Origin of the sequence: Micromonospora ferruginea (assembly GCF_013694245.2) — a bacterium.
In the GTDB taxonomy this organism is placed as follows: domain Bacteria; phylum Actinomycetota; class Actinomycetes; order Mycobacteriales; family Micromonosporaceae; genus Micromonospora; species Micromonospora robiginosa.
Map to the genome: position 1 here is coordinate 2,994,503 of NZ_CP059322.2, position 20,171 is coordinate 3,014,673.

General features: G+C 69.0%; 10 protein-coding genes, 1 tRNA gene and 1 pseudogene. 4 read left to right on the plus strand and 8 right to left on the minus strand.

Annotation, left to right across the window (positions count from 1 at the left end; translation table 11 throughout):
- Positions 1-40: 40 nt before the first annotated feature.
- The 3 genes from H1D33_RS12715 to H1D33_RS12725 all read right to left on the minus strand — a co-directional run bounded on the left by H1D33_RS12715 (position 41) and on the right by H1D33_RS12725 (position 12,844).
- Positions 41-11,422: a LamG-like jellyroll fold domain-containing protein gene (locus H1D33_RS12715; protein WP_181567861.1), complete on the minus strand. Its 11,382-nt coding sequence runs from the start codon at positions 11,420-11,422 to the stop codon at positions 41-43.
- Between the two features lie 239 nt (positions 11,423-11,661).
- Complete coding sequence (locus H1D33_RS12720; protein ID WP_181567860.1) at positions 11,662-12,168, minus strand: type 1 periplasmic-binding domain-containing protein; 507 nt, start codon at positions 12,166-12,168, stop codon at positions 11,662-11,664.
- Positions 12,169-12,574: 406 nt separating this feature from the next.
- Positions 12,575-12,844 (minus strand): hypothetical protein, encoded by a 270-nt coding sequence (locus tag H1D33_RS12725; protein WP_181567859.1) that lies wholly within the window; start codon positions 12,842-12,844, stop codon positions 12,575-12,577.
- Between the two features lie 94 nt (positions 12,845-12,938).
- Here H1D33_RS12725 and H1D33_RS12730 point away from each other — a divergent pair, with 94 nt between their 5' ends.
- The 4 genes and pseudogenes from H1D33_RS12730 to H1D33_RS12745 form a co-directional block, all read left to right on the plus strand.
- Positions 12,939-13,283, plus strand: coding sequence for a hypothetical protein (locus tag H1D33_RS12730; RefSeq protein ID WP_181567858.1), 345 nt, complete (start codon positions 12,939-12,941; stop codon positions 13,281-13,283).
- 620 nt (positions 13,284-13,903) lie between these two features.
- On the plus strand, positions 13,904-14,125 hold the full coding sequence (locus H1D33_RS12735) for a hypothetical protein (RefSeq protein ID WP_181567857.1): 222 nt from the start codon (positions 13,904-13,906) through the stop codon (positions 14,123-14,125).
- Between the two features lie 591 nt (positions 14,126-14,716).
- Positions 14,717-14,932: a divalent cation tolerance protein CutA gene (cutA, locus tag H1D33_RS12740; RefSeq protein ID WP_246412232.1), complete on the plus strand. Its 216-nt coding sequence runs from the start codon at positions 14,717-14,719 to the stop codon at positions 14,930-14,932.
- A 178-nt stretch (positions 14,933-15,110) separates the two neighbouring features.
- Positions 15,111-15,566: pseudogene (locus H1D33_RS12745) on the plus strand (tyrosine-type recombinase/integrase); the annotation flags it as partial.
- 25 nt (positions 15,567-15,591) lie between these two features.
- Here the strand turns inward: H1D33_RS12745 and H1D33_RS12750 are convergent.
- The 5 genes from H1D33_RS12750 to scpB all read right to left on the minus strand — a co-directional run bounded on the left by H1D33_RS12750 (position 15,592) and on the right by scpB (position 20,169).
- Positions 15,592-15,665 (minus strand) — tRNA-Pro (locus H1D33_RS12750).
- 167 nt (positions 15,666-15,832) lie between these two features.
- On the minus strand, positions 15,833-17,215 hold the full coding sequence (gene der / locus H1D33_RS12755; protein WP_181572766.1) for a ribosome biogenesis GTPase Der: 1,383 nt from the start codon (positions 17,213-17,215) through the stop codon (positions 15,833-15,835).
- A 333-nt stretch (positions 17,216-17,548) separates the two neighbouring features.
- Positions 17,549-18,229 (minus strand): (d)CMP kinase, encoded by a 681-nt coding sequence (gene cmk / locus H1D33_RS12760; RefSeq protein ID WP_181567855.1) that lies wholly within the window; start codon positions 18,227-18,229, stop codon positions 17,549-17,551.
- A gap of 172 nt (positions 18,230-18,401) precedes the next feature.
- Complete coding sequence (locus tag H1D33_RS12765; RefSeq protein ID WP_181567854.1) at positions 18,402-19,172, minus strand: pseudouridine synthase; 771 nt, start codon at positions 19,170-19,172, stop codon at positions 18,402-18,404.
- On the minus strand, positions 19,159-20,169 hold the full coding sequence (scpB, locus tag H1D33_RS12770) for an SMC-Scp complex subunit ScpB (RefSeq protein WP_181567853.1): 1,011 nt from the start codon (positions 20,167-20,169) through the stop codon (positions 19,159-19,161). Before scpB ends, H1D33_RS12765 begins: the two co-directional genes overlap by 14 nt.
- Positions 20,170-20,171 lie beyond the last annotated feature (2 nt).

The window sequence follows — 20,171 nt, forward strand, 5'->3', positions numbered from 1 at the left end:
GGACAACCGGTGCCTTTCACTATGGATAGATCTGCAAATCTCACTCCGTAATATCATCCCATGCCGCACTTCGAGCGCCTGGGAATCCGTTATTTTCAAGGGCCGCTCTGGCAACGTCCGAAATAGGCCGATAACCCGGAATTGCATTGTTCGGTGAATAGTGACCGGACCAGTTGTCAAACTCGCTAATACGACCCCCCGAGGCCTGGAAGTGCCCAGCCATGAAAACTGGCTCACCCCCCGACAGGCTGGTATGACCAGACGTTTCGTCGATCGCGAACATATCGTCGCTGTGCATCGATCGCACTGAATTGTCCCTCATTACCACGTAATGATGGTCACCATCCGCCAAGTTCCGGCCATTCTCGTTGAAGGCTGACCGGGGAAGCGGACCTTGCGGCTCATTGTCAATGGCTGATTCGGTGCGGAATGTACGGGTCGGTTTGATCGGCTCCGTGCCGCAGTTGTGGACGAGCACCGGGGTTGTGCCAGCGAGGACATAGTACGTGTGAACGTCGGCGACCGTGAGGTCCCGCATGTTCTGGGCGCCGGTGTGGCTGCGGACGTCGGCGACGGCAGCACTGCTCGCGCCGATGGACAGCAGGGCGGTACCCACCGCCAACGCGCCGGCCGTCACCCATCGACGTCCGGACTGACTCCAGAACGGGTGATTCTGGGTGGTCTTGAGCGTGGCCTGCGTCGCAGCCTTGCCCTTGGGGCGAATGGAGACCGTGACGTCGGCCAGGTCGCGGTCTCGGTTGAGGTGCAGCGCGGTGACCGGCTTGGCCACCGTCTTGCCCGTCGTCGGATCGGTCGCCTTGACCCTGTCCCCGATGTTGACGTCCCTGATCGGACGGGTGGTCCCGTCCGCCATCAGGACGCGCGTTCCGGGTTCGAAGCTGTGGCAGGAACCGCGACCCTTGCTCAGACCACCGGCGAGGGCGCCGACGCCCGTAGCGAGCGCCACCTGCGTCACGTTGATCCGGCCGGTGGTGGCCAACTGGGTCATCGCATCCGCGGTGCCACCACCGATCGCGCCGCCCAACACCCGTCCGCCGAGGGTTCCGGCGAAGCCGCTGAGACGGCTGCCCACGGCGGCGGCGAGCCGGCCCCCGACGATGCCACCAAGACCACCGACCGCCCCACCGAGAGCGCCCAGCGCGGTGGTCTTGAGCAGGTCCATGCCCCGCTCACCGTTCATCAGGCCGGTCACCAGTGAGCCGGCCGCCCCGGCGAGCGCGCCGCAGGCGATAGCCCCGACGCCGGTCCAGCCGATCAAGGCGCCGCAGCCGATGCCGACGGCCGCGCCGACGATGAACCCGGCGATGTCGGCCTTGTGCTCCTGGACCCACTTCTCGGTCGCCTTGTAGGCGTCGGCGATGCCGTTCACGGTCTTGGCGACGAGCTTGTTGCTCATCACCTTGGTGACCATGTTCTTACCGGCCTGTTTGATGTTGCTGGCTAGCTGTTGTGCCTTGCGTTTGGCCTCGGCGGCCTTCTGGGCCAGCCATTTGCGACCGTCATCGACCTTCTTCTGCGCCTTGTGATAGGTGTCGGTGGCCCAGTTCTTCGCCCTGTTCCACTGCTGCGACCCCCAGTTCTTCGCCCTGTCCCACTGCTGTGAGGCCCAGCTCTTCGCCCTGTTCCACTGCTGTGAGGCCCAGTTGGTGGTGGCGTTCCAGGCGGACGACAGAGTGCTTGTCGTCGCGTGCCAGGCCGATGAGAGCGAACTCGCGGTGGAGTTCCATGCGCTGCTCAGGCCGGACTTCATCGACGAGAAGGTGTTGCCCCAGTTGGGCCAGTGACCGGTCGGGTCGGTGACCGTGAGCGGGTTGTTGTCCGCGTAGGCGAACCGGTTGGCCGTGACCGACGTGGGTGTCGGCGACAGCGTGGCCGAGTCGCGGGTGTCGAACTGGCCGGTATCCGGGTTGTACCAACGCGACCACATGTTGACCCGGCCGTTCGACGAGTCGGTCCACTCCGACTGGTAGCCGAGGTTGCCGAGCATCCCGCTGCCGGCGAGCCTGCGGCCGAGCGGGTCGTACGCGGTGGAGCCGCTCAGCGCCGGGTCGGTGCCGCCGAACTGACCCACCACGTCCTGGTGGCGGTCGGTCCACGCGTACCGGTTCTCCTCGGCCGACCGTACGCCGACCAGGTCGTCGGTCATGTCTCGGGTGTAGAGGGCGACTCCGTCGGCGGCGAGCGTGTTGCCCGTTCCGGTGTACTGGAATCCAGCGCGGACGAGCCGCCCGAGACCGTCGTAGTCGTAGGCCTGGCTGCCGCCGCCGCTCAGGCCCTGCGACCGCACCTGACCGAAGGCGTCCGTGGCGGTGAGCATCTCGCCGGCCGCCGTGGTGGCCGAGGCCAGCGTGCCGCGCGGGGTGTACCGGTAGGTGGTTCCGTTGCTGGAGCTGGTCAGTTGGTTGCGCTGGTCGTAGCTGAAGGTGACCGAACCGGCCTGGACCCGGTTACCTGACTTGTCGTACGCGTAGACCACCGGCGTCGAGCCGTTGTCCCAGCCCGTCAGGCGGTTCGCCAGGTCGTAGGTGTAGGTGTTGGTCGACGATCCGGCGAAGCCCGTGGTCGTCTTCGACGTCTCGTTGCCGTTGGCGTCGTAGCCGTAGCCGACAGATGCGACGGTCTGCCCGCCCGCGGTCTTCAGCACGTCCCCGGTCAGCCGGTGCAGGTCGTCGTACGACAGCGTGCGGACGTTGCCACCCGAGCCGTACCCGATGGTCTGCACCTGCGAGAGCAGGTTGTAGGTGTAGCTCGTCGCGACTCCGGTCGTGGGGTTCGACGCCGTCGCCGGTCGACCCGCCGAGTCGTAGCCGAACGTGGTCACGCCGGCCGCGTCGGTGCGCCTTGCCAGCTTGCGGTCGCCTGACCAGGCGAACGACGAGGCACCGGAGGGCCCCTCGGTCGAGAGCAACAGCCCTCTGTCGTCATAGGTGAAGGTGTTCGTGCCGGTGGTGCCGGAGACCGAGGTCAGCCGGCCGGCACGGTCGTAGTCGAAGACGCGGTCCGGGCTCGTCGCCTCGGCGCCGGCGCCGACCTGCTGGGTCAGCCGGCCGACCTCGTCGTAGCTGTTGGTGACGCTGACCCCACCGGGAGACCGCTGCGTGACCGCCCTGCCGCTCGCGTCGTAGCTGACCGTGAAGGTGCGATCGGCCGCGCCCGGGGTGGCGGAGGTGGCCGGCTCGATGCGGGACTCCGGCAGGTTCCACGAGTTGTACGTGGTGATGAACCGGTTCTGCCGCCCGTCGGTCATCCGGGTCTGGTTGCCGGCGGCGTCGTAGCCGAAGAAGGTGGTGATGTTGTCGGAGGCGGAGATGGGCTCGACCTGGAAGCTGAGGCGGCCCGCCGCGTCGTATCCGAAGCGGGTCGCAGTCTCCCGGGCATCGACCTGGTAGACCACTCGACCGCCCCGGTCGTAGTACCGCTTCTCGGTCCGCAGGGAGCTACCGGTCGCGCTCCAGGAGGTGGTGGTGAACGGTTGGCTCGCCATGTCGTAGGTTGCGGTGGTGTAGGTGCCGTCCGGAAGGGTGGTCCGGTTCGGCCGACCGATTCCGTCGAAGCCGAACTGGGTCGTCTTCCCGGCGCCGTCGGTCTGGGTGATCGCCTCCCCGGCCGCGTTGTAGGTGGTGGCGCCGGTGACCCCGTCCGGCGAGGTCTGCGACGCCAGCCAGCCGCCCGGCCCGTACGAGTACGAGCTGGAGTAGCTGGCTCCGGTCTGCCGCACCACGTCGGTGGACGTCAGGACGCGGCCCATGTAGTCGTAGGTCGCCTCGGTACGTCCGCCGGTAGGGTCCGTCGTGGACAACCGGTCTCCGGCCAGGTCATAGGTGTAACGGGTGACGCCACCGTCCGGCGCGGTCACCGCGGTGAGCTGGCCCAACTGGTCGTACTCGTAGTCGGTGACCTTCTCGAGGGCATCCGTCTCGGTCTCGAGCTGCCCCAGCGCGTCGTAGCTGCGCCTGACGACGGGCTCGACGGGGGTGCCCCCTGGTGGCGTGTAGCTCGGCATCCGGGTCGCGGTGACCCGGCCGGCAGCGTCGTAGTCCTGCACGGTGACGTTGCCGTTGGGGTCCTTGGTCTCGACGACCGAGCCGAAGGTGTCGTATCCGGCTGAGGAGATCGGGCGGGCGCTGACCGGTGACGATCCCCCGGTCTCGACGTTGACGGCGGGCTGGACGGTCACCGTGGGACGGCCTGCCTCGTCGAACTCGGTGTCCGTGGTGAGGCCGTTGGCGTCGGTGACCGAACGGACCAGGCCGCCGTTGTCGACCGTGTAGCTGGTGCGCTGGACGGACTCGTTGCCCGCCGGGGCGGTGCCCGCGGTCACCCTGGCGATGTCGCTGTCCGAGAGCAGTCGCTGATAGACGTGGACGTCGTCGATCTTGCCGGTCCACAGGTCGGCCGGCACTCCGGCGGACGAGCCGGCGCCGATCCGGAACGGCGCCCGCGTGGTGAAGGACCGGGCACCGGTACGGGTGTCCTCGAGCACCCCGTTGACGTAGAGCCGCATGGTTCCGGTCTTGACGTCGTACGTGCCCGCCAGGTGCGTCCAGGCACCGGCCGTGGGGGTGCTGGTCGAGGTCGCCGCCACCGTGGTGGCGTCCGGGTCGTCGACCGCTCGCAGCACGAACTTCCATCGGCCACCGTCGAGACGCAGGTCGAAGGCGTCCTGGGCGGTTCCGCTCCCGGCGAGCACCTTTCGGGTGCCGGTCACGTCCGCCGGCGACGCCCAGGCGCTGACGGTGAAGTCCCGCGCCGCGTCGATCATCGCGGACCGGGTGCTGAGGCTACCCGCCCCGGAGAGATCCGCCGCCCCGTCGCGGTCGGCGGACCAGGCGACGGTGCCGTTGGCCGTCAACGAGCTGTTGCCGGTCCCGTCGGAGGTACGCGCCGCGTCGGTGGTGCCGTCGAACTTCCACCGGCCCAGCGGCGCGCCGCCCAGGTAGACGGTCTCCGCCAGCTTCCGGCCGGCCGCGTCGTAGTGGGTCTGGTAGCGGGCCCAGGTGGCCTCGGGGGTCCAGAGTTGACGGCCGGCCACCTGGCCATCCGCCGAGTACTCGTAGTCCGTGTAGCGCTTGAGCCCGTTCGGGTCCAGCAGACTCCGGGTGACCCGGTTGGCGGCGTCGACCGTGTTCACCACGGTGGTGGCACCATCGTTGGTGGTACGGGTGGACGGGTTGCCCGCACCGTCGTACTCGGTGCGCTCGGCCACGAACGTCGCACCGTTGCTCGGGTCCTTCCGGGTCACGGTCGCGGTCAGCCCGTTGTCCGTGTACGTGTACACCGTCGACCAGCCCATCGCGTCCGTCTCCGACGCGAGCCGACCCGCCGGGTCGTACGCTCGCGAGGAGAGCACAAGGTCACGGGGCGGCGACGGGTTGCCGGGGTTGCCGGTCCAGCCGCGCAGCGTGGTCGACACCTGCTGGCCGTTGGCGTCGTACTCGGTGACGACCTCGCCGCCGTCGGGCGCGATCTCCTTCACCGGCCGACCGAAGCTGTCGTACTCCACCCGGGTCGTCTTCGACCGGGCATCGGTCGACGTCTCCTGCTGCCCTCGACTGTTGTAGGTGGCCGACTCGGTCCGCGACGCGTCCCCGCCGGTGGCGTCGCTGACCGTCTCGGAGAGCATGTTGCCGTCGTCGTCGTACGTGCTGGTGGTGACCGCGGTGTGGACGGCCCCGGTTACCCGGTTGGTGACCGCCGGATCGGTGCGGGTCACGACGCGTCCCAGGCCGTCGTACTCGAACCGGGTCACGAGGCCGGCGGGGAAGGTCTCGGTCTTCTCGGTCTTGGTGAGGACCCGACCGAGGCCGTCGTAGGTGTACTCCGTCACCTTGCCCACGGCGTCGACGATCCGGGCGATGTCCCCGTTGCTGAAATAGGTGATCCGTTGCCGTGCCCCACCGGGCGAGGTGACGACGGAGGCCAGGCCGGCCGGTGCCACGCCGCCGCCCTGGGCGGGGTCGGCACCGTCGGTGTACGAGGTCGCGGTCACCCGTCCCAGCGGATCGGTCACCGAGATCCGGTGGCCACCGCGGTCGTAGCCGTAGCTGGTGAGGAACTGGTTGTCGGTGGCCGACGACGAGCGACCGTCGCGGACCGTCAGCAGTGCGTCGTTGCGCGGGTCCGGGCCGCCCGCGCCGAGCTTCTCCTGGCTTCCGGTGGCCCAACCACCAGTTCCGTTGCCGCGCAGCAGGTAGAGGTCCCGGTCGGTGCTGCCGCGGCGGATCACGTCAGCCTTACGGTCGCCGGTGAAGTCGCCCGGCGAGAGGAGCGCGTCGAAACCGGACCATCCGGCGGTCACCAGAACGGAGGTGCCCGTCAACCAGCCGCCGGTGCCGTTGCCCTTGACGATGTAGAGGCCCTTGTCAGTCGACTTGCGGTAGAGGACGTCCGGCTTCGCGTCCCCGTCGAAGTCGCCCGGCGAGAAGATCAGTTCCGCGCTGCCCCAGCCGGTGCCGACCTGCACCGGCGTACCCGTCAGCCAGCCGCCGGCGCCGTTGCCCTTCACCAGGTAGAGGTTGTTGTCGGTCGACTTGCGGAAGAGGATGTCGCGCTTGCCGTCCCCGTCGAAGTCGCCCGGCGAGAAGACCATCTGGGCGGTGGCGCCGAACGTCGAGGTGATCTTGAGGGACTCACTCGACTTCCACCATCCCTTCCCATCACCACGCAGCAGGTAGAAGTTGGCGTCTCCGGTCAGGTGGTAGATGATGTCCGGCTTGCCGTCGCCGTCGAAGTCACCCGGAGACAGCATCTGGTCGACGGTGTTCCAGCCCGGTGCCCCGATCTGCACCGGGACGCTGGTCAACCAGCCGCCCTCACCGTTGCCCCGCATGAGGTAGAGCTGGGTGTCGGTGTCGTTCCGGTAGATGAGGTCGGTGTCGCCGTCGCCGTCGAAGTCACCCGGGGAGAAGAGCAATGACGTGTTGTTCCACATCGCCGGTGTGGTCGAGTTGACGAAGTACGTGTAGTAGTTCGTGGAGCACTTGTTGGCCGACCGGTCCTGGCAGGTCGTCGAGGAGACGACGTTGCCGCGCGGGTCGTGCTCGGTGGTGGTGACATTGCCGTTCGGGTCTGTCGTGGTCCGCAGGAACCCGTTGACGTCATAGCCGTACCTGGTGCTGCCACCCAGCGCGTCCGTCTCCTCGATCTTGCGATCGGCGAGGTCGTGGACGTAGCGGAGCCGCTTGTTGCCCGGGTCGGTCACCTCGTACGTCTTCACCAGTACGCCGGACGACTTCGATCGGGCGGCGAACTGGGCCGCGGCGTCCGCGGCGGTGAGTTCGGCGCGGTAGTAGGAGACCTCCGCGATGTCACCCTTGTAGTAGCCGCGCGTGTTCGTCGGGGCTGCGGGCCAGGTCGCCGCCTGCCCGGCACCGACGTACGCCTTCAGGGCGCCGTAGCTGGCCAGGTTGCCGGCCATCGTGCTGACGGGCACCCCGTCCAGGTAGAGCGTCTGGCTGGTGCTCTTCGCGCTGAGCACGGCGTGGTGCCACTTGCCGTCGTTCACCAGAGCCGTCGACGTGATGGGCGTGTTCGCGCCGTTCCAGAACTTGCCGCGCAGCTTTCCGTCCGTGCCGACGTACAGATTCGGGCTGTAGCCACCGGTCTGCGACGCCGCGCCGTCGACGTCGTTGACCTGCGAACCGAACAGCACACCACCACCCGTGTAGCCGGCGGGCGTCTTGAACCACAGCGCCACGGACTGCGGGCCGACACCTGGCACGTCCTCGACGGGGAGCTCGACGAAGGAGGAGGTGCCGTTGAAGGTCGCGACGGTGGTGTCGTCGTCGCCGCGGGCGGGATCATCGAACGGCCCGCCGGGGGTGCCGAGGGTGACCGCGTTGTAGGTGGCGGTCCCCCCGTTGACCTCGTTGACGGCCTCGGTGGTGCCGCTCTCGGCGAACCGCCAGTAGTCGGCCGGGTTCGCGCCGAGCACCGCCCCGGAGTGCACCGCGTAGGAGCCCGTCACGCTGCCGGCGCCGACCTTCCAGACTCCGCCGTTCTCGTCCACCACCTGGGTGACCCGCGAGGCCGCCGGATCGTAGGTGACCGTCGCCTCGACGTTGCCGGAGGGACGGACGACCGACTCGACCGGCCGAGCGGCGATGTTCGCGCTGTCCAGATCGTTGACGTCGAACCGGCTGAGCGCCCGGTCGAAGTAGGCGACCTCGCCGATCGAGCCCGGGAAGAAGCCCTTGCTGTTGGTCGGCCGCGACGGCCAGCTTGAGGTCTCGCCCGCACCGACGTAGACGTATTTCGCCAGGGTCGGGGTCTGGACGAGCGGCTTGGCGAGCGTCGCCTGCGGAGCCCCGTCCAGGTACAGCGTCTGGCTGGTCTTGTCGCCGACCAGGGTGGCGTGGTGCCACTTTCCGTCGTTGACGACGCTGCCGGAGACCATCGGCTCGACCGCTCCGGTCCAGAACTCGCCGCGGAGCTTGCCGTCCGTGCCGACGTAGAGCGCCGGCGTCCAGTTCTGCGCGGCAGCCGAGGTGATCGGCACCGTCTGGTAGGCGAAAAGGGTACCGCCCGCGGTCGAGCCGGCCGTCATCTGGAACCACAGGCTGACCGACTTGTAGCCGGCGGGGTCCACGTCCTGCACCGGCAGGCTCACGTAGGAGGAGCTGCCGTTGAATCCGGCCGCCGTGGCGGACGAGCCGGGCAACGCGCCGGGCCGGCCGAGGGTCACCCCGGAGTACGTGCCGTTGCGGATACCCGTGGAGGCGGGCACCCCGTTGGCCGCCGTCGTCCCCGACGACTCGCCGAGCCGCCAGAAATCGCGCGGGCGGGCGTCGAGCGCCGCCGCCGGATAACGGTTGTTCGTCGCGTACGTGTAGGTGGTGCACCTGGTCGTCGACGTCGGGGGACAGACCTGGGTGAGCAGGCCATCGGTGTACGCGTAGTTCCACGTGGACGATGTGGTGTCATCGCCCGGGGTGGCGGCGTCCGTGGTCACCGAGAGCACGCGCTGCGCGGCGCCCGTGCTCCAGCGCAGCCGCAGCGATCGCCCCGACGAGGTGGTGATGGTGGTCGCCCGCCCCACCACCGAGTCGAAGGTGTAGTGGAAGGTCAGCGTACGGCCGTTGCTGTCGGTGATGGCACTGATGTCGTACTGGCCGGGCACCGAGATGCCGCCACGGAAGGTGTACGTGGTGCCGTCCTTGTCGACGAGCTCGTAACCACCCGGCTGCTCGGTGAAGGTGGCGAACCGGCCCGACGGCGGAACGAAGCTGCCGTCCGGGTTGCGGCCGAACGAGACCACCTGACCGGTCGGGTAGGTGACCAGGACGTGCGGCGGTGGGCTCTTGATGGATGACCAGGGGTCCACCACGCGCATGTCGAGCAGGCTGGACCAGCCCTCGCCGAACGCTCCGCGACGGGCCGAGCGACTGTCGTAGGAGCGCACGATGGACAGGGGTGGGCCGGCGGTGGGCACGGCCGCGTCGGTGGCCGAGAAGGTGTAGTTGCCCTTGCCCGGGTCGAAGCGCCGCTCGCCGTTCTGCGTCAACTCGCCGGTCAGCAGCGGCTGCTGCGCCCCGGTGCTGAACGACTGGAGCTTCTGGGAGGTGCTGGCCTGATTTCCGTCCTTGACGATGACGGTCCAGGTGTAGGCCTCGCTCCATTTCAGCTTGCCCGCCGGCACCGCCCACGTCATGTACGGCTGCCAGCCCGACTCGGCGATCTTCGTGGCGGTGCGGTCGTAGACCAGGAAGTCGAAGCTCAACGCGGAGGGGAACAGGTCCGGGTCAGAGGCGTTGGCCAGCAACTCCGGCGTCAGGGTGCTCACCTGGTGGCCGTGCGGCGGATATTGGGAGTTCACCTGCGGCGCGACGTTGTCGGTGTAGGTCATCTCCAGGTACGGCGTGAAGACGGCGTTCGGACCGTTACGCGAGGTGAACCGCTTGAACTGGGGGTTGTTGGTCTGGCTGGTGTTCAGCGCGAGACCGTAGTTGGCGCCGCCGTTGGCCCAGTCCTGGAAAGTGGCGATCGGCAGATTCACCGTCACCCATTCACCGACGGACCGGTCACCCACCTTGTTGCCGCATGCCTTCGCGGAGTTCGGCGACGCGCGGACCAGTTCGCTGCCGAGGCCGGGCCCGGCGTACGGAAGGCCCTTGTAGCGGGCGGTCGAGGCGGACCAGCTCGTGGTGAGCGGTTGCACCCAGAATTCCTGAGCGGTGCAGTTGTACTGCCAGGTCAGGTAGAGCTTCAGCTTGACCGAGCTGAGCTTCTTGTAGTTGAAGGCTGATCCGTAGTTTGAGAAGGCCAGCAGCGAGATCGACCGGTGGGTGCCGCTGTCCCAGGTGCCGACAGCGAGGTTGTCGTCCCCGGAATGGTTGGTGTCGTCGCCGTACTGAACGTAGGTGTCATCGGTGGTGTCGTATCCGGCGGTGACCGACGGGTCGACCGTGACGGGGAAGACGCGGGCCGGGTCGCGCAACCATTCGGCATCCGCCGTCATTCGCAGGGCCGGCTGACCACTCTCCGTCGTCGTCAGGTCGTACGCGACGGCGTGCGAGTTGGTGAATTCACCGGACCCCGGTGCCATGTAGGAGTCGTGCATGAAGCCCACCGGGATCTGGCCGACCACCTCGCCGGACCGATTCCGCAGGGCGACGGAACCGTCCTGCTCCACGGTAGGTGTCACACCCTTCGCGCGGAGGGGGAACACCCAGGAGTTGCCAGCGGTCACGGAATGCAGGATCAACTCTTCCTTGACCCCACCTGAGCGGACGGTGAGCCGAAGGTCGGTCTCCGGCAGGGCCGCGCGGTAGAGGGCGGACGCCCCAGAGATCTCGGCCGCGACCGGAGCCGCCCCCTGGAGGCCGTAGGACAGGGATCGCTCCTCGCCGAGGCCGAGCGTGGCAAGACGTGGATCAGCGGCGGTCGCCGCGAGATCGGCAGGCAGGGGGCTGGCCTTCTGCTTGAGTCGACCACCCGAGCGGACAAGGGTGCGATCGATAGGCTGCCAGGAGCCATCGGCGCGGCGGTAGTTGACCGGCAACTCGTGCACCTGACGGGTGACCGAGCCATCGGGGTTCTCGTAGACGTCGGCGCGGGCCTCGGTCTTGTCGGTCGCGCGTTGGCTGCGCCGCGGGTCGAACCCCGTCCGCCCAGGGATCGACGGTGTGGTCGCCTTTGCCACCTTCGGCGGGACGCGCTTATCAGCCGGAGCGGCCTGCGGGCTGTGCCCGGGGGCGCGACCGCGACCGCCGTTCGCTGTGGTCTGCGCCGCCGAGGCCTGGTGGGATCGACCATCCGCCCCGCCGGCTGCCCGTTGCTGCGGACCGTCCGGCCCCGGAGCCGACCAGGCGGCCCGCTGCGGCAGCCAGGACCACAGCCAGGACAGCGGGAAGTCACCGTCAACCGGCACTGCCCCGGGCGGAACCGCCACCGTCAGTGCCATGACCACCGCGGTGAGGACGGCCAACCGACCCTTGACGCGACGGCTCGGCGTTCGCCGTCGATACCGCCCAGCTGACGACAGGCGTCGCGACATCGACGGACCTCCCCGTATGGTCCAACAGTGACGAGAAGGAATCATGGAGACACGAGCGGTTGCGAGCCAGAGCTGAAGCGCTGGAGAAGTCGACCTGAGTGGACAGGTCGTCCGGGCTCCCCTTCTGCTATGGAGTGGTCGGGAAGCTAGTCCCGCCCTGCCGCCTCGCGAATGGCCGATGACACCGCGCGGCGCACGTCCTGCGACGACCCGCCCAGCCAGGTGACGTTCGGCCGACCCTCCGCCGGCCGGTCACCGACCGCAATGAAGCGCTGGTCGGGAAAGCGGGCAGCTCCCGCCAGTGCGGCAGATGTCGGCGCGGCACCGGCCAAGAAGACGAGGTCACAGTGGAACTGCGCAAGACTGGCGAGGTAGGTGCCCGCATTGTCAGCGGTCTGCGGGCCGATCACGGAGAGATACTCCACTTTGGTCCTGGTCGCGAGCGACGCGTCCTGCATACCGGACCACACCTGCACGGCGAGGTCCCCGGCCACCCCGCGGTCGTCAGTCAGCAGACAGCTGGTGAAGGCCTTGTACTGGCGGGCGCGCGGCTGCTCCTCACCCTTAGCTGTAATCCAAATCACTACTGCCAGCACCGCAACCACCACGGCGACCACCGGGCCCCAACGACGCCACTGGATCGCAGAAGTCATCCCCTACCCCTCACTCCCGATGCCGAACTGCTTCACGGGCAACTCACAGGGGTGAGCGACCGGCGCCGCGCATCCTAGACGAGCGATTCCTCGACCGCTGCCAGGCATCCAGCCGGCCTGGCCCTTCGACGTCGATGCGGGCACCCCTGGCCCGCAGTCAACCAACCGGAACCCCGAGAGGGTCCAGCCGACGATCCCGTCGCACGCAGTCGACCGTCGAGCCACACGACGTAGCGACAGGCTGCAACAGCTGCAAGCTCTTGACGCGGAATCAAGAGAACACAATGCCGCCCCGTCCAGAACACAGACGAAGCGGCAGGCAAAGGTTTGCCCGGCGGCACATCGTCGGCGGTTGGGCTGTCCGTTGCGGTCCGTGTCAGACGGGTGGTCCCCGACCGGTTCCTACCTACTGGTCACCATGGGAGCAGTCGTCAGTCATGGAGTGAAACGGTCCGGTGTAGTCGCGGCCGATCGGGACGTCGCGAAGCGGTGCGAGCCCTCCCACGCGGTAACTGGCGTCGTCACCTTCTGCCTTCGCCTTCGCGTTCAAGCAGGCGACGTACGCCTGCGTCTGTTCCCGGTCGGTGTAGAACTTGGTCCCTGACGGCACTGCCAGTCCGCCGTCGTAGACCTTCACGGGTACGTACGCCACGCAGCCGTCGTCCTCGTAGCTCACGCCTCGTCCTCCTCCGGTTCAACTTCACTGATCGGCATGCCGCTGTCACGATCTGTGCTTCCCTGCTCACGGTGGTGTCATTACCTTGATAGTCATGGATGAACCGGACTGGAACGAGCAGGAGCGGGGCGAGCCCGATTGGGTCTACGACCCGCCGGCCGGGGAGGACGGGTACGACCTGGCCGACACGGGCACCGGCCCCAACGGCCACCCGTCTGGGATCGCCGCGATCCGGCAGCATCACCCACAGGCGTACGACAAATGGACACGTCAGGCTGACTCGGCCCTGGTGAAGGGCTACCTGGCTGGACGCAGCATTGACGAGCTGGCGGTGTCATTCGAGCGGCAGCCAAGTGCGATCCAGCGACGCCTTGAGCGACTGGCCTTCGCCGAGATGAGTCGACACCGCACTGAGCCGGGTGCGCCTGAGCCGGGCTGACCCAACCGATCCTCGATGCCCTGCGCTGAGTTCCAAGCGGCGCGGGGCATCCTTGCGCCCGACTGCCGGTCCGCCGTTGCCACAGGCAATAAGGCGGAACCGGCAGGGTCCGGCTACGCGGCCCGAAGGGCCACCTTGAAGACGTGTGGAAAGTTCTCACCGGCAAGGCCACATCGGCGATCACCAAGGGCCGCCGCGCCACGCCCGGTCTGCCGAGACGCCAACCCGCACCGTGTGGGTCCCCGGTTCACATAGATAGATGGGATACTATTCGGCAACGCTGGCCGATAAAGATCATCGGGCACACGGGGGAGCGGAGAAATTCTGTGTTCAGAGCAAGGTTCCTGAAGCTCGCTGCGATCGCCACACTGCTCGTCGCGAGCACCGCCGTCACGGCGGGGGCGGCGCATGCGGACGGGTCCGGGTCCGCTGTTCCTCGGGTTGCGGCGCGTCCGGCCCTTGGCGCTACAACGACGGACAGGGCATCGTTCGCGCCGTCTGGCGCGCTGCAAGTGGGGACCGACCTTCCGTTGTGGCGGTACTCCACTTGGGAGGGCTGCCGCTATGGATACCCCTGCCTCTTCAACGGCGACTATGGCTCCGGCCAATACCATATCGAAATGACCTGCGGCTTCTACAACTTGGGCACGTACTGGCGGGACGACGGTTCAGGCCTCTACTACAACGACTGGGCCAATTCGGCAACGACCCACGGCAACAGCATGACCGTGTATAACTGGGACGGATCCAAGTGGGTCGACTGGGGAACCGTGCCCGCGTGGAGTGTCGGCTGGCAGTTTAAGTTGGTAAACCAGATCGACGGCGTCAGGATTAACTGCTAGACATCAATTGCAAGAAGAAAGGGGCCTCGCAACATCTGGTGCGAGTCCCCTTCCTTCTTGCGCCGAGATCACGAGCCGGCACACCCTGAGCTTCGAACGCTGCGCGACCGCCTTGATGGAGCTAGGGCCATATGGACAGTCGCACCCTATTCGTCTTGCCTGATCGCTACATGCGCGGCGGGGTGGCCCCAAGAGCGGCGGGATGCGCAGGTGCGTTGATCGCCCAACCCAGGCAGAATGACAGACGTTGACGAGCCCTGATCCAGACGCGGAGTGGTGGACGACGTCGGAGGTCGCCGAGTACCTCGGCGTCCAAGTCGGCACCGTAAGTTCCTACCGAAACCGCAGGCAGATGCCGGAGCCTGACAAGACCCTCGGCCGCACCCACCTGTGGCGCCCGCAGACGATCACGTCATGGCACGAGGGTCGCCCCCGGCCCGGGAGGTCGCGCCGCTGACGTGAGCAACGGTCAGCCCTGGACTGTCCTGCAAGTCTCGACGGCGATGGAGACGCGGGACGCGGCCGTCGAGCAAGCCGCGCCTCGTCGTTGAGGCGAGGCTTGCGGCCGGCGCGCAGATCGTCGGGCCGGTCATCTCCGCCTTCTGGCGCCAGGGCGAGTTCGGCACGGGCGAGGAGTGGCAGCTTCTCCTGAAGACGCATGCCCAGCGCTTCGAGGACCTGCGGGCGCTTCTCCAGGACAACCACCCTTGGCAGAACCCCGAGATCGCGGCGGTGCCGGTCGTGATGAGTTCGGACGAGTACGTTGCCTGGGTCAGCAGGACGCTCTTGCTCGACGTGGAGCTGTAGCGGCTACCCCCTGGCGCGCTCCAGCACCTCTCGCACTCCCGGCATAGCGGCATGGTCCCTGAGCCGTTTGTAGGACCGGGTTGAGACGTTGGCGTGGTCGCACGGAGGCAACGCCTTCGGAGAGGTCGAGTACGCGGCCGGCGACCCGGGCGGCTTCCTCCGGCTCCCCCGCCATGGCCTGTGGACGGTGCGCCGGCAGACCACCACCGGCCCCGGCGGCCTGGTCGACAAGGGCACCAAGGGCAAGCGGGCACGGCAGATGCCCATCATCGACGAGCTGCGGCCGATGGTGGCCGCGAAGCTCGACCGGATCGCCGAGGACGACGGCCGGCTCTTCGTCGGCCCGCGCGGCGGCCGGATCAGCACGGCGGTGCTGCGCGACGCGACGCACTGGGACGAGGTGGTCAGCTCGCTGGGCTTCGAGTACCTGCGGCGGCACACCGGGCTGACCTGGATGGCGGATGCCGGCGTGCCGGTGCACGTCCTACGGAAGATCGCCGGTCACGGCTCGCTGATGACGACCCAGCGGTATCTGCATCCAGATCGTCAGTCGATCCGGGCCGCCGGTGAGGCGCTGTCTTCGCATCTCACCGGCCTGAGGTCCCCAAAAGGTCCCCAGCGGGGCATCGCATGATCGCGCGAATGCCCTTCCACCTGCGTCGGGACGGCCGGATTCGAACCGACGACCCCTTGACCCCCAGTCAAGTGCGCTACCAAACTGCGCCACGTCCCGATGCCCCCGCGGGGTCTCCCCCGCAGCAGCCGGTACAGCTTAGCGCAAGATCTTCGCACGGTACGCACAGGCCCCCACCGCGCCGCGCGCCACCACGCCACTCCCCCTAGAGCGTCCTAGGAAAGAAGCCGCCGGGGCGGTGCCCCGGCGGCTTCCAGGTGGAACGGTCAGCCGTGCGCCTTGCCTCGGCCGCCCGGGCCCAGCTTCTTGCGCGGCCGGACCGAGATGTCGATCGGGCTGCCCTCGAAGCCGAACTCCTCGCGCAGCTTGCGCTCCACGAACCGCTGGTAGCCGGCGTCCAGCGGGCCGGTGGTGAACAGCACGAACCGCGGGGGCGCCACCCCGGCCTGGGTGGCGAACAGGATGCGCGGGGCGCGTCCACCGCGTACCGGGTGCGGGGTGGCCTGCACCAACGCGGTGAGCCACTGGTTGAGGTGGGCGGTGGGGACGCGGGTCTCCCAGCTCGCCAGCGCCCTGCGCAGCGCCGGGGCGAGCTTGTCGACGGCGCGGCCGGTCTGCGCGGACAGATTCAGCCGGATCGCCCAGGGGATGCGCCGCAACTCCCGGTCGATCTCCTTGTCCAGGTAGTAGCGGCGGTCGGCGTCCACCAGGTCCCACTTGTTGAACGCGATGACCAGGGCCCGGCCGGCCTCCACCACCATGGTGAGGATCCGCTGGTCCTGCTCGCTGATCACCTCACTGGAGTCCAGCAGCACCACGGCCACCTCCGCCGCCTCGATCGCCGAGGCGGTACGCAGGCTGGCGTAGTATTCCGTGCCGCTGGCCTTGCCGACCCGCTTGCGCAGCCCGGCGGTGTCCACCAGTTGCCAGGTCTCGCCGCCGATCTCGACCAGGCTGTCCACCGGGTCGACGGTGGTGCCGGCCACCGAGTCGACCACCGCGCGCTCCTCGCCGGAGAACCGGTTGAGCAGGCTGGACTTGCCGACGTTGGGGCGCCCCACCAGGGCCACCCGGCGCGGGCCGCGCGGGCGGTTCTCCACGATCTTCGGTGCCTCGGGCAGCGCGGCCATGATGGCGTCGAGCAGGTCGCCGGAGCCGCGCCCGTGCAGCGCCGACACCGGGAACGGCTCACCGAGACCGAGCGACCACAGCGAGGTCGCCTCCATCTCGATGGTGGTGTTGTCGGCCTTGTTGGCCACCAGGATCACCGGCTTGGCGCTGCGGCGCAGCATCTTCACCGCGGCCTCGTCCACGTCGGTCGAGCCGACCATGGCGTCCACCACGAACAGCACCACGTCGGCGGTGACCACGGCGGTCTCCGCCTGGGCGGCGATGGCCGCGGCGCGGTCCTTGGCGTCGGGCTCCCAACCGCCGGTGTCCACCACGGTGAACGCACGGCCGTTCCACTGCGCGTCGTAGGGCACCCGGTCCCGGGTCACGCCGGGGATGTCCTCGACGACCGCCTGCCGGCGGCCGATGATGCGGTTGACCAGCGTGGACTTGCCCACGTTGGGGCGGCCCACCACGGCCACCACGGGCTGCGGGCCGGTGGGCTCGCCGGCGTCGACCTCCGGCTCGCGCAGCTCCACCCAGCCGCCGAAGTCGTCGTCGCTCACGCCACGCCACCCTTCGTTCGCGACTGCGGGGCTCGCAACACCGGCTCACTCCTCGCGCTCACGCCACGCCACCCTTCGTTCGCGACTGCGGGGCTCGCAACACCGGCTCACTCCTCGCGCTCACGCCACGCCACCCTTCGTTCGCGACTGCGGGGCTCGCAACACCGGCTCACTCCTCGCGCTCACGCCACGCCACCCTTCGTTCGCGACTGCGGGGCTCGCAACACCGGCTCACTCCTCGCGCTCACGCCACGCCACCCTTCGTTCGCGACTGCGGGGCTCGCAACACCGGCTCACTCCTCGCGCTCACGCCACGCCCCGCTCGGTGAGCATCTCGCGCAGGCGGGCGACGACCTGGTCGATGCCCAGCTCGGTGGTGTCCAGCACCACCGCGTCGGCGGCCTGCTGCAGCGGGTTGACCGTGCGGGTCGAGTCGAGCCGGTCGCGCCGGGCCAGGTCGGCGGCGGTCGCCGCGACGTCGGCGGCGTCCTCGGCGCTGCGCCGCTGGGCGCGCGCCGCCTCGGAGGCGGTCAGGTAGACCTTCAGGTCGGCGTCGGGCGCCACCACGGAGCCGATGTCGCGGCCCTCCACCACGATCCGGCCGGCCTCGGCGATCAGCCGCCGTTGCCGGTCGACCAGCAGCTCACGGATCGCGCCGACGGCGGCCACCGCGGAGACCGCGCCGGTCACCTCGGCGCCGCGGATGTCCGAGGACACGTCGGTGCCGTCGACGGTCACCGCGTACCCCTGGGGGTCGGTGCCGATGCGCAGGTCGGCCTCGCCGGCGACCTTGGCCACCGACTCGGCGTCGGTCAGCTCGACCCCGGAGCGCAACACGGCCCAGGTCAGCGCCCGGTACATGGCGCCGGTGTCGAGGTAGCGGGCGCCGAGGCTCACCGCCAGTCGCCGCGACACGGTGGACTTCCCCGAACCGGACGGTCCGTCCACTGCGACCACGCATCGCCCGGCCGGTACGTTTTCCTCCACCGTTGTCCTCCTCAGCCCGTACCTCGCGGGTCGCCGGTCTCCCCGGCGCCGTTGAGCGGATGGTTCTCGTCGTCAATCATGCCCGCGCCGCGCGGGCGTCCCGCCGGGGCGCGTGCGTGCCGGCCGGCGGGCCGCGTCGAAGCCTACCGGGAGCCGTACCCGATCGACCGGGTCAGTCACCCACGGCCTTGAACAGGGCGGCGACCTCCGCGTTGGTCAGCCGCCGCAGCCGCCCGGTGCGCAGGTCGCCGAGCTTGATCGGGCCGATCGAGGTACGGATCAGCCGGGACACCGGGTGTCCCACCTCGGCCATCAGGCGCCGGACGATGTGTTTGCGCCCCTCGTGCAGGGTCAGCTCCACCTGGGCGGTTTTGCCCAGCGTGTCGACCACCTTGAACCCGTCGACCTTCACCGGCCCGTCCTCCAGCTCGACGCCGCCGGTCAGCCGCTTGCCCAGGTTGCGCGGGATCGGCCCGGACACCTCGGCGAGGTAGGTCTTGAGCACCTCGTACGACGGGTGCATGAGCTTGTGGGCGAGGGTGCCGTCGTTGGTGAGCAGGAGCAGGCCCTCGCTGTCGGCGTCCAGTCGCCCGACGTGGTAGACCCGCTGCTCCAGCCGCGCGCCGATGAAGTCGGCGAGTTCGGTGCGGCCCTTCTCGTCGGCCATGGTGGTGACCACGCCGCGCGGCTTGTTCATCGCCACGTAGACCAGGCGGACGTCGGCCTGGAGCCGTTCCCCGTCGACGAAGATCACGTCGCGCGCCGGATCGGCCTTGTCGCCGAGCTGCGCCACCCGGCCGTTGACCGTGACCCGCCGCCGGAAGATCAGGTCCTCGCAGGCGCGCCGCGAGCCCACCCCCGCGGCGGCGAGCACCTTCTGCAGGCGCTCGGCGCCCTCGTAGACGGGGGCGTCGGGCTTCGGGGCACGGTCATCGCGTCGCATCGGCAAGCTCTTCTACGTCGTCGGGAAGGAACGGGGCCAGGGGCGGCAGGTCGTCCACCGAGTTGAGCCCCAGCTTCTCCAGGAACATGGTGGTGGTCCGGTAGAGGAACGCACCGCTGTCCGCTTCGGTGCCGCACTCCTCGACCAGGCCGCGACCCACCAGGGTACGGAGCACCCCGTCGCAGTTGACACCCCGGATGGCCGAGATGCGCGACCGGGTCACCGGCTGGCGGTAGGCGACCACGGCCAGGGTCTCCAGCGCGGCCTGGGTCAGCCGGACCGACTGCCCGTCCAGCACGAACCTCTCGACATAGGTGGCGTATTCCGGCCGGGTGTAGAGACGCCAGCCACCCGCGGCCCGGCGCAGTTCGAAACCGTGCCCGGCGGCGGTGTAGCCGGCGGCGATCTCGTCGAGCATCGCCCCGACCCGCTCCGGGGCCTGCTCCAGCACGTCGGCCAGGACCAGCTCGCTGACCGGCTGGTCCACCACCAGCAGGATCGCCTCCAGGGCGCCGCGTAGCTCCGCGTCGTCCAGCACCGGCGCGGGCGGCGGTTCCGGCGCCGCCCGCCGCCGTCCGCGCTTCTGGGGTACGCCCCCACCCGCGTCGGCGGCGCCGGCAACGCGGTCGACAGCCGGTTCGACGCCGGCGTCGACAGCCACCTGGGCAAGGGACTCGACAGCCAGGCCAGCCCCGACCCCGACCCCGGCTCCGCCGCCCGCGATGAGACCGGCGTCCCCAGTCCCGCCCGACTCCGAGATCTTGGTACGGTCCCGCCCCTCCGAGGGCGCCCCCGTACCAAGATCCGACCCGGCTGCGGCGATCTTGGAAGGATGCGGCCCCTCTGGGGGCCCTCCGCTTCCACGATCTGTTTCGGGGGCCTCCTGCTCGGCGACGGAGGCGTCGTCGGGGGCAGGATCGGGCGCGGGGCGCGCCCACGGCGGCACCCAGGCGGCCGCCTGGTCGGCCAGGGAGTCCCCGCGCTCCTCGTCGCTCATCA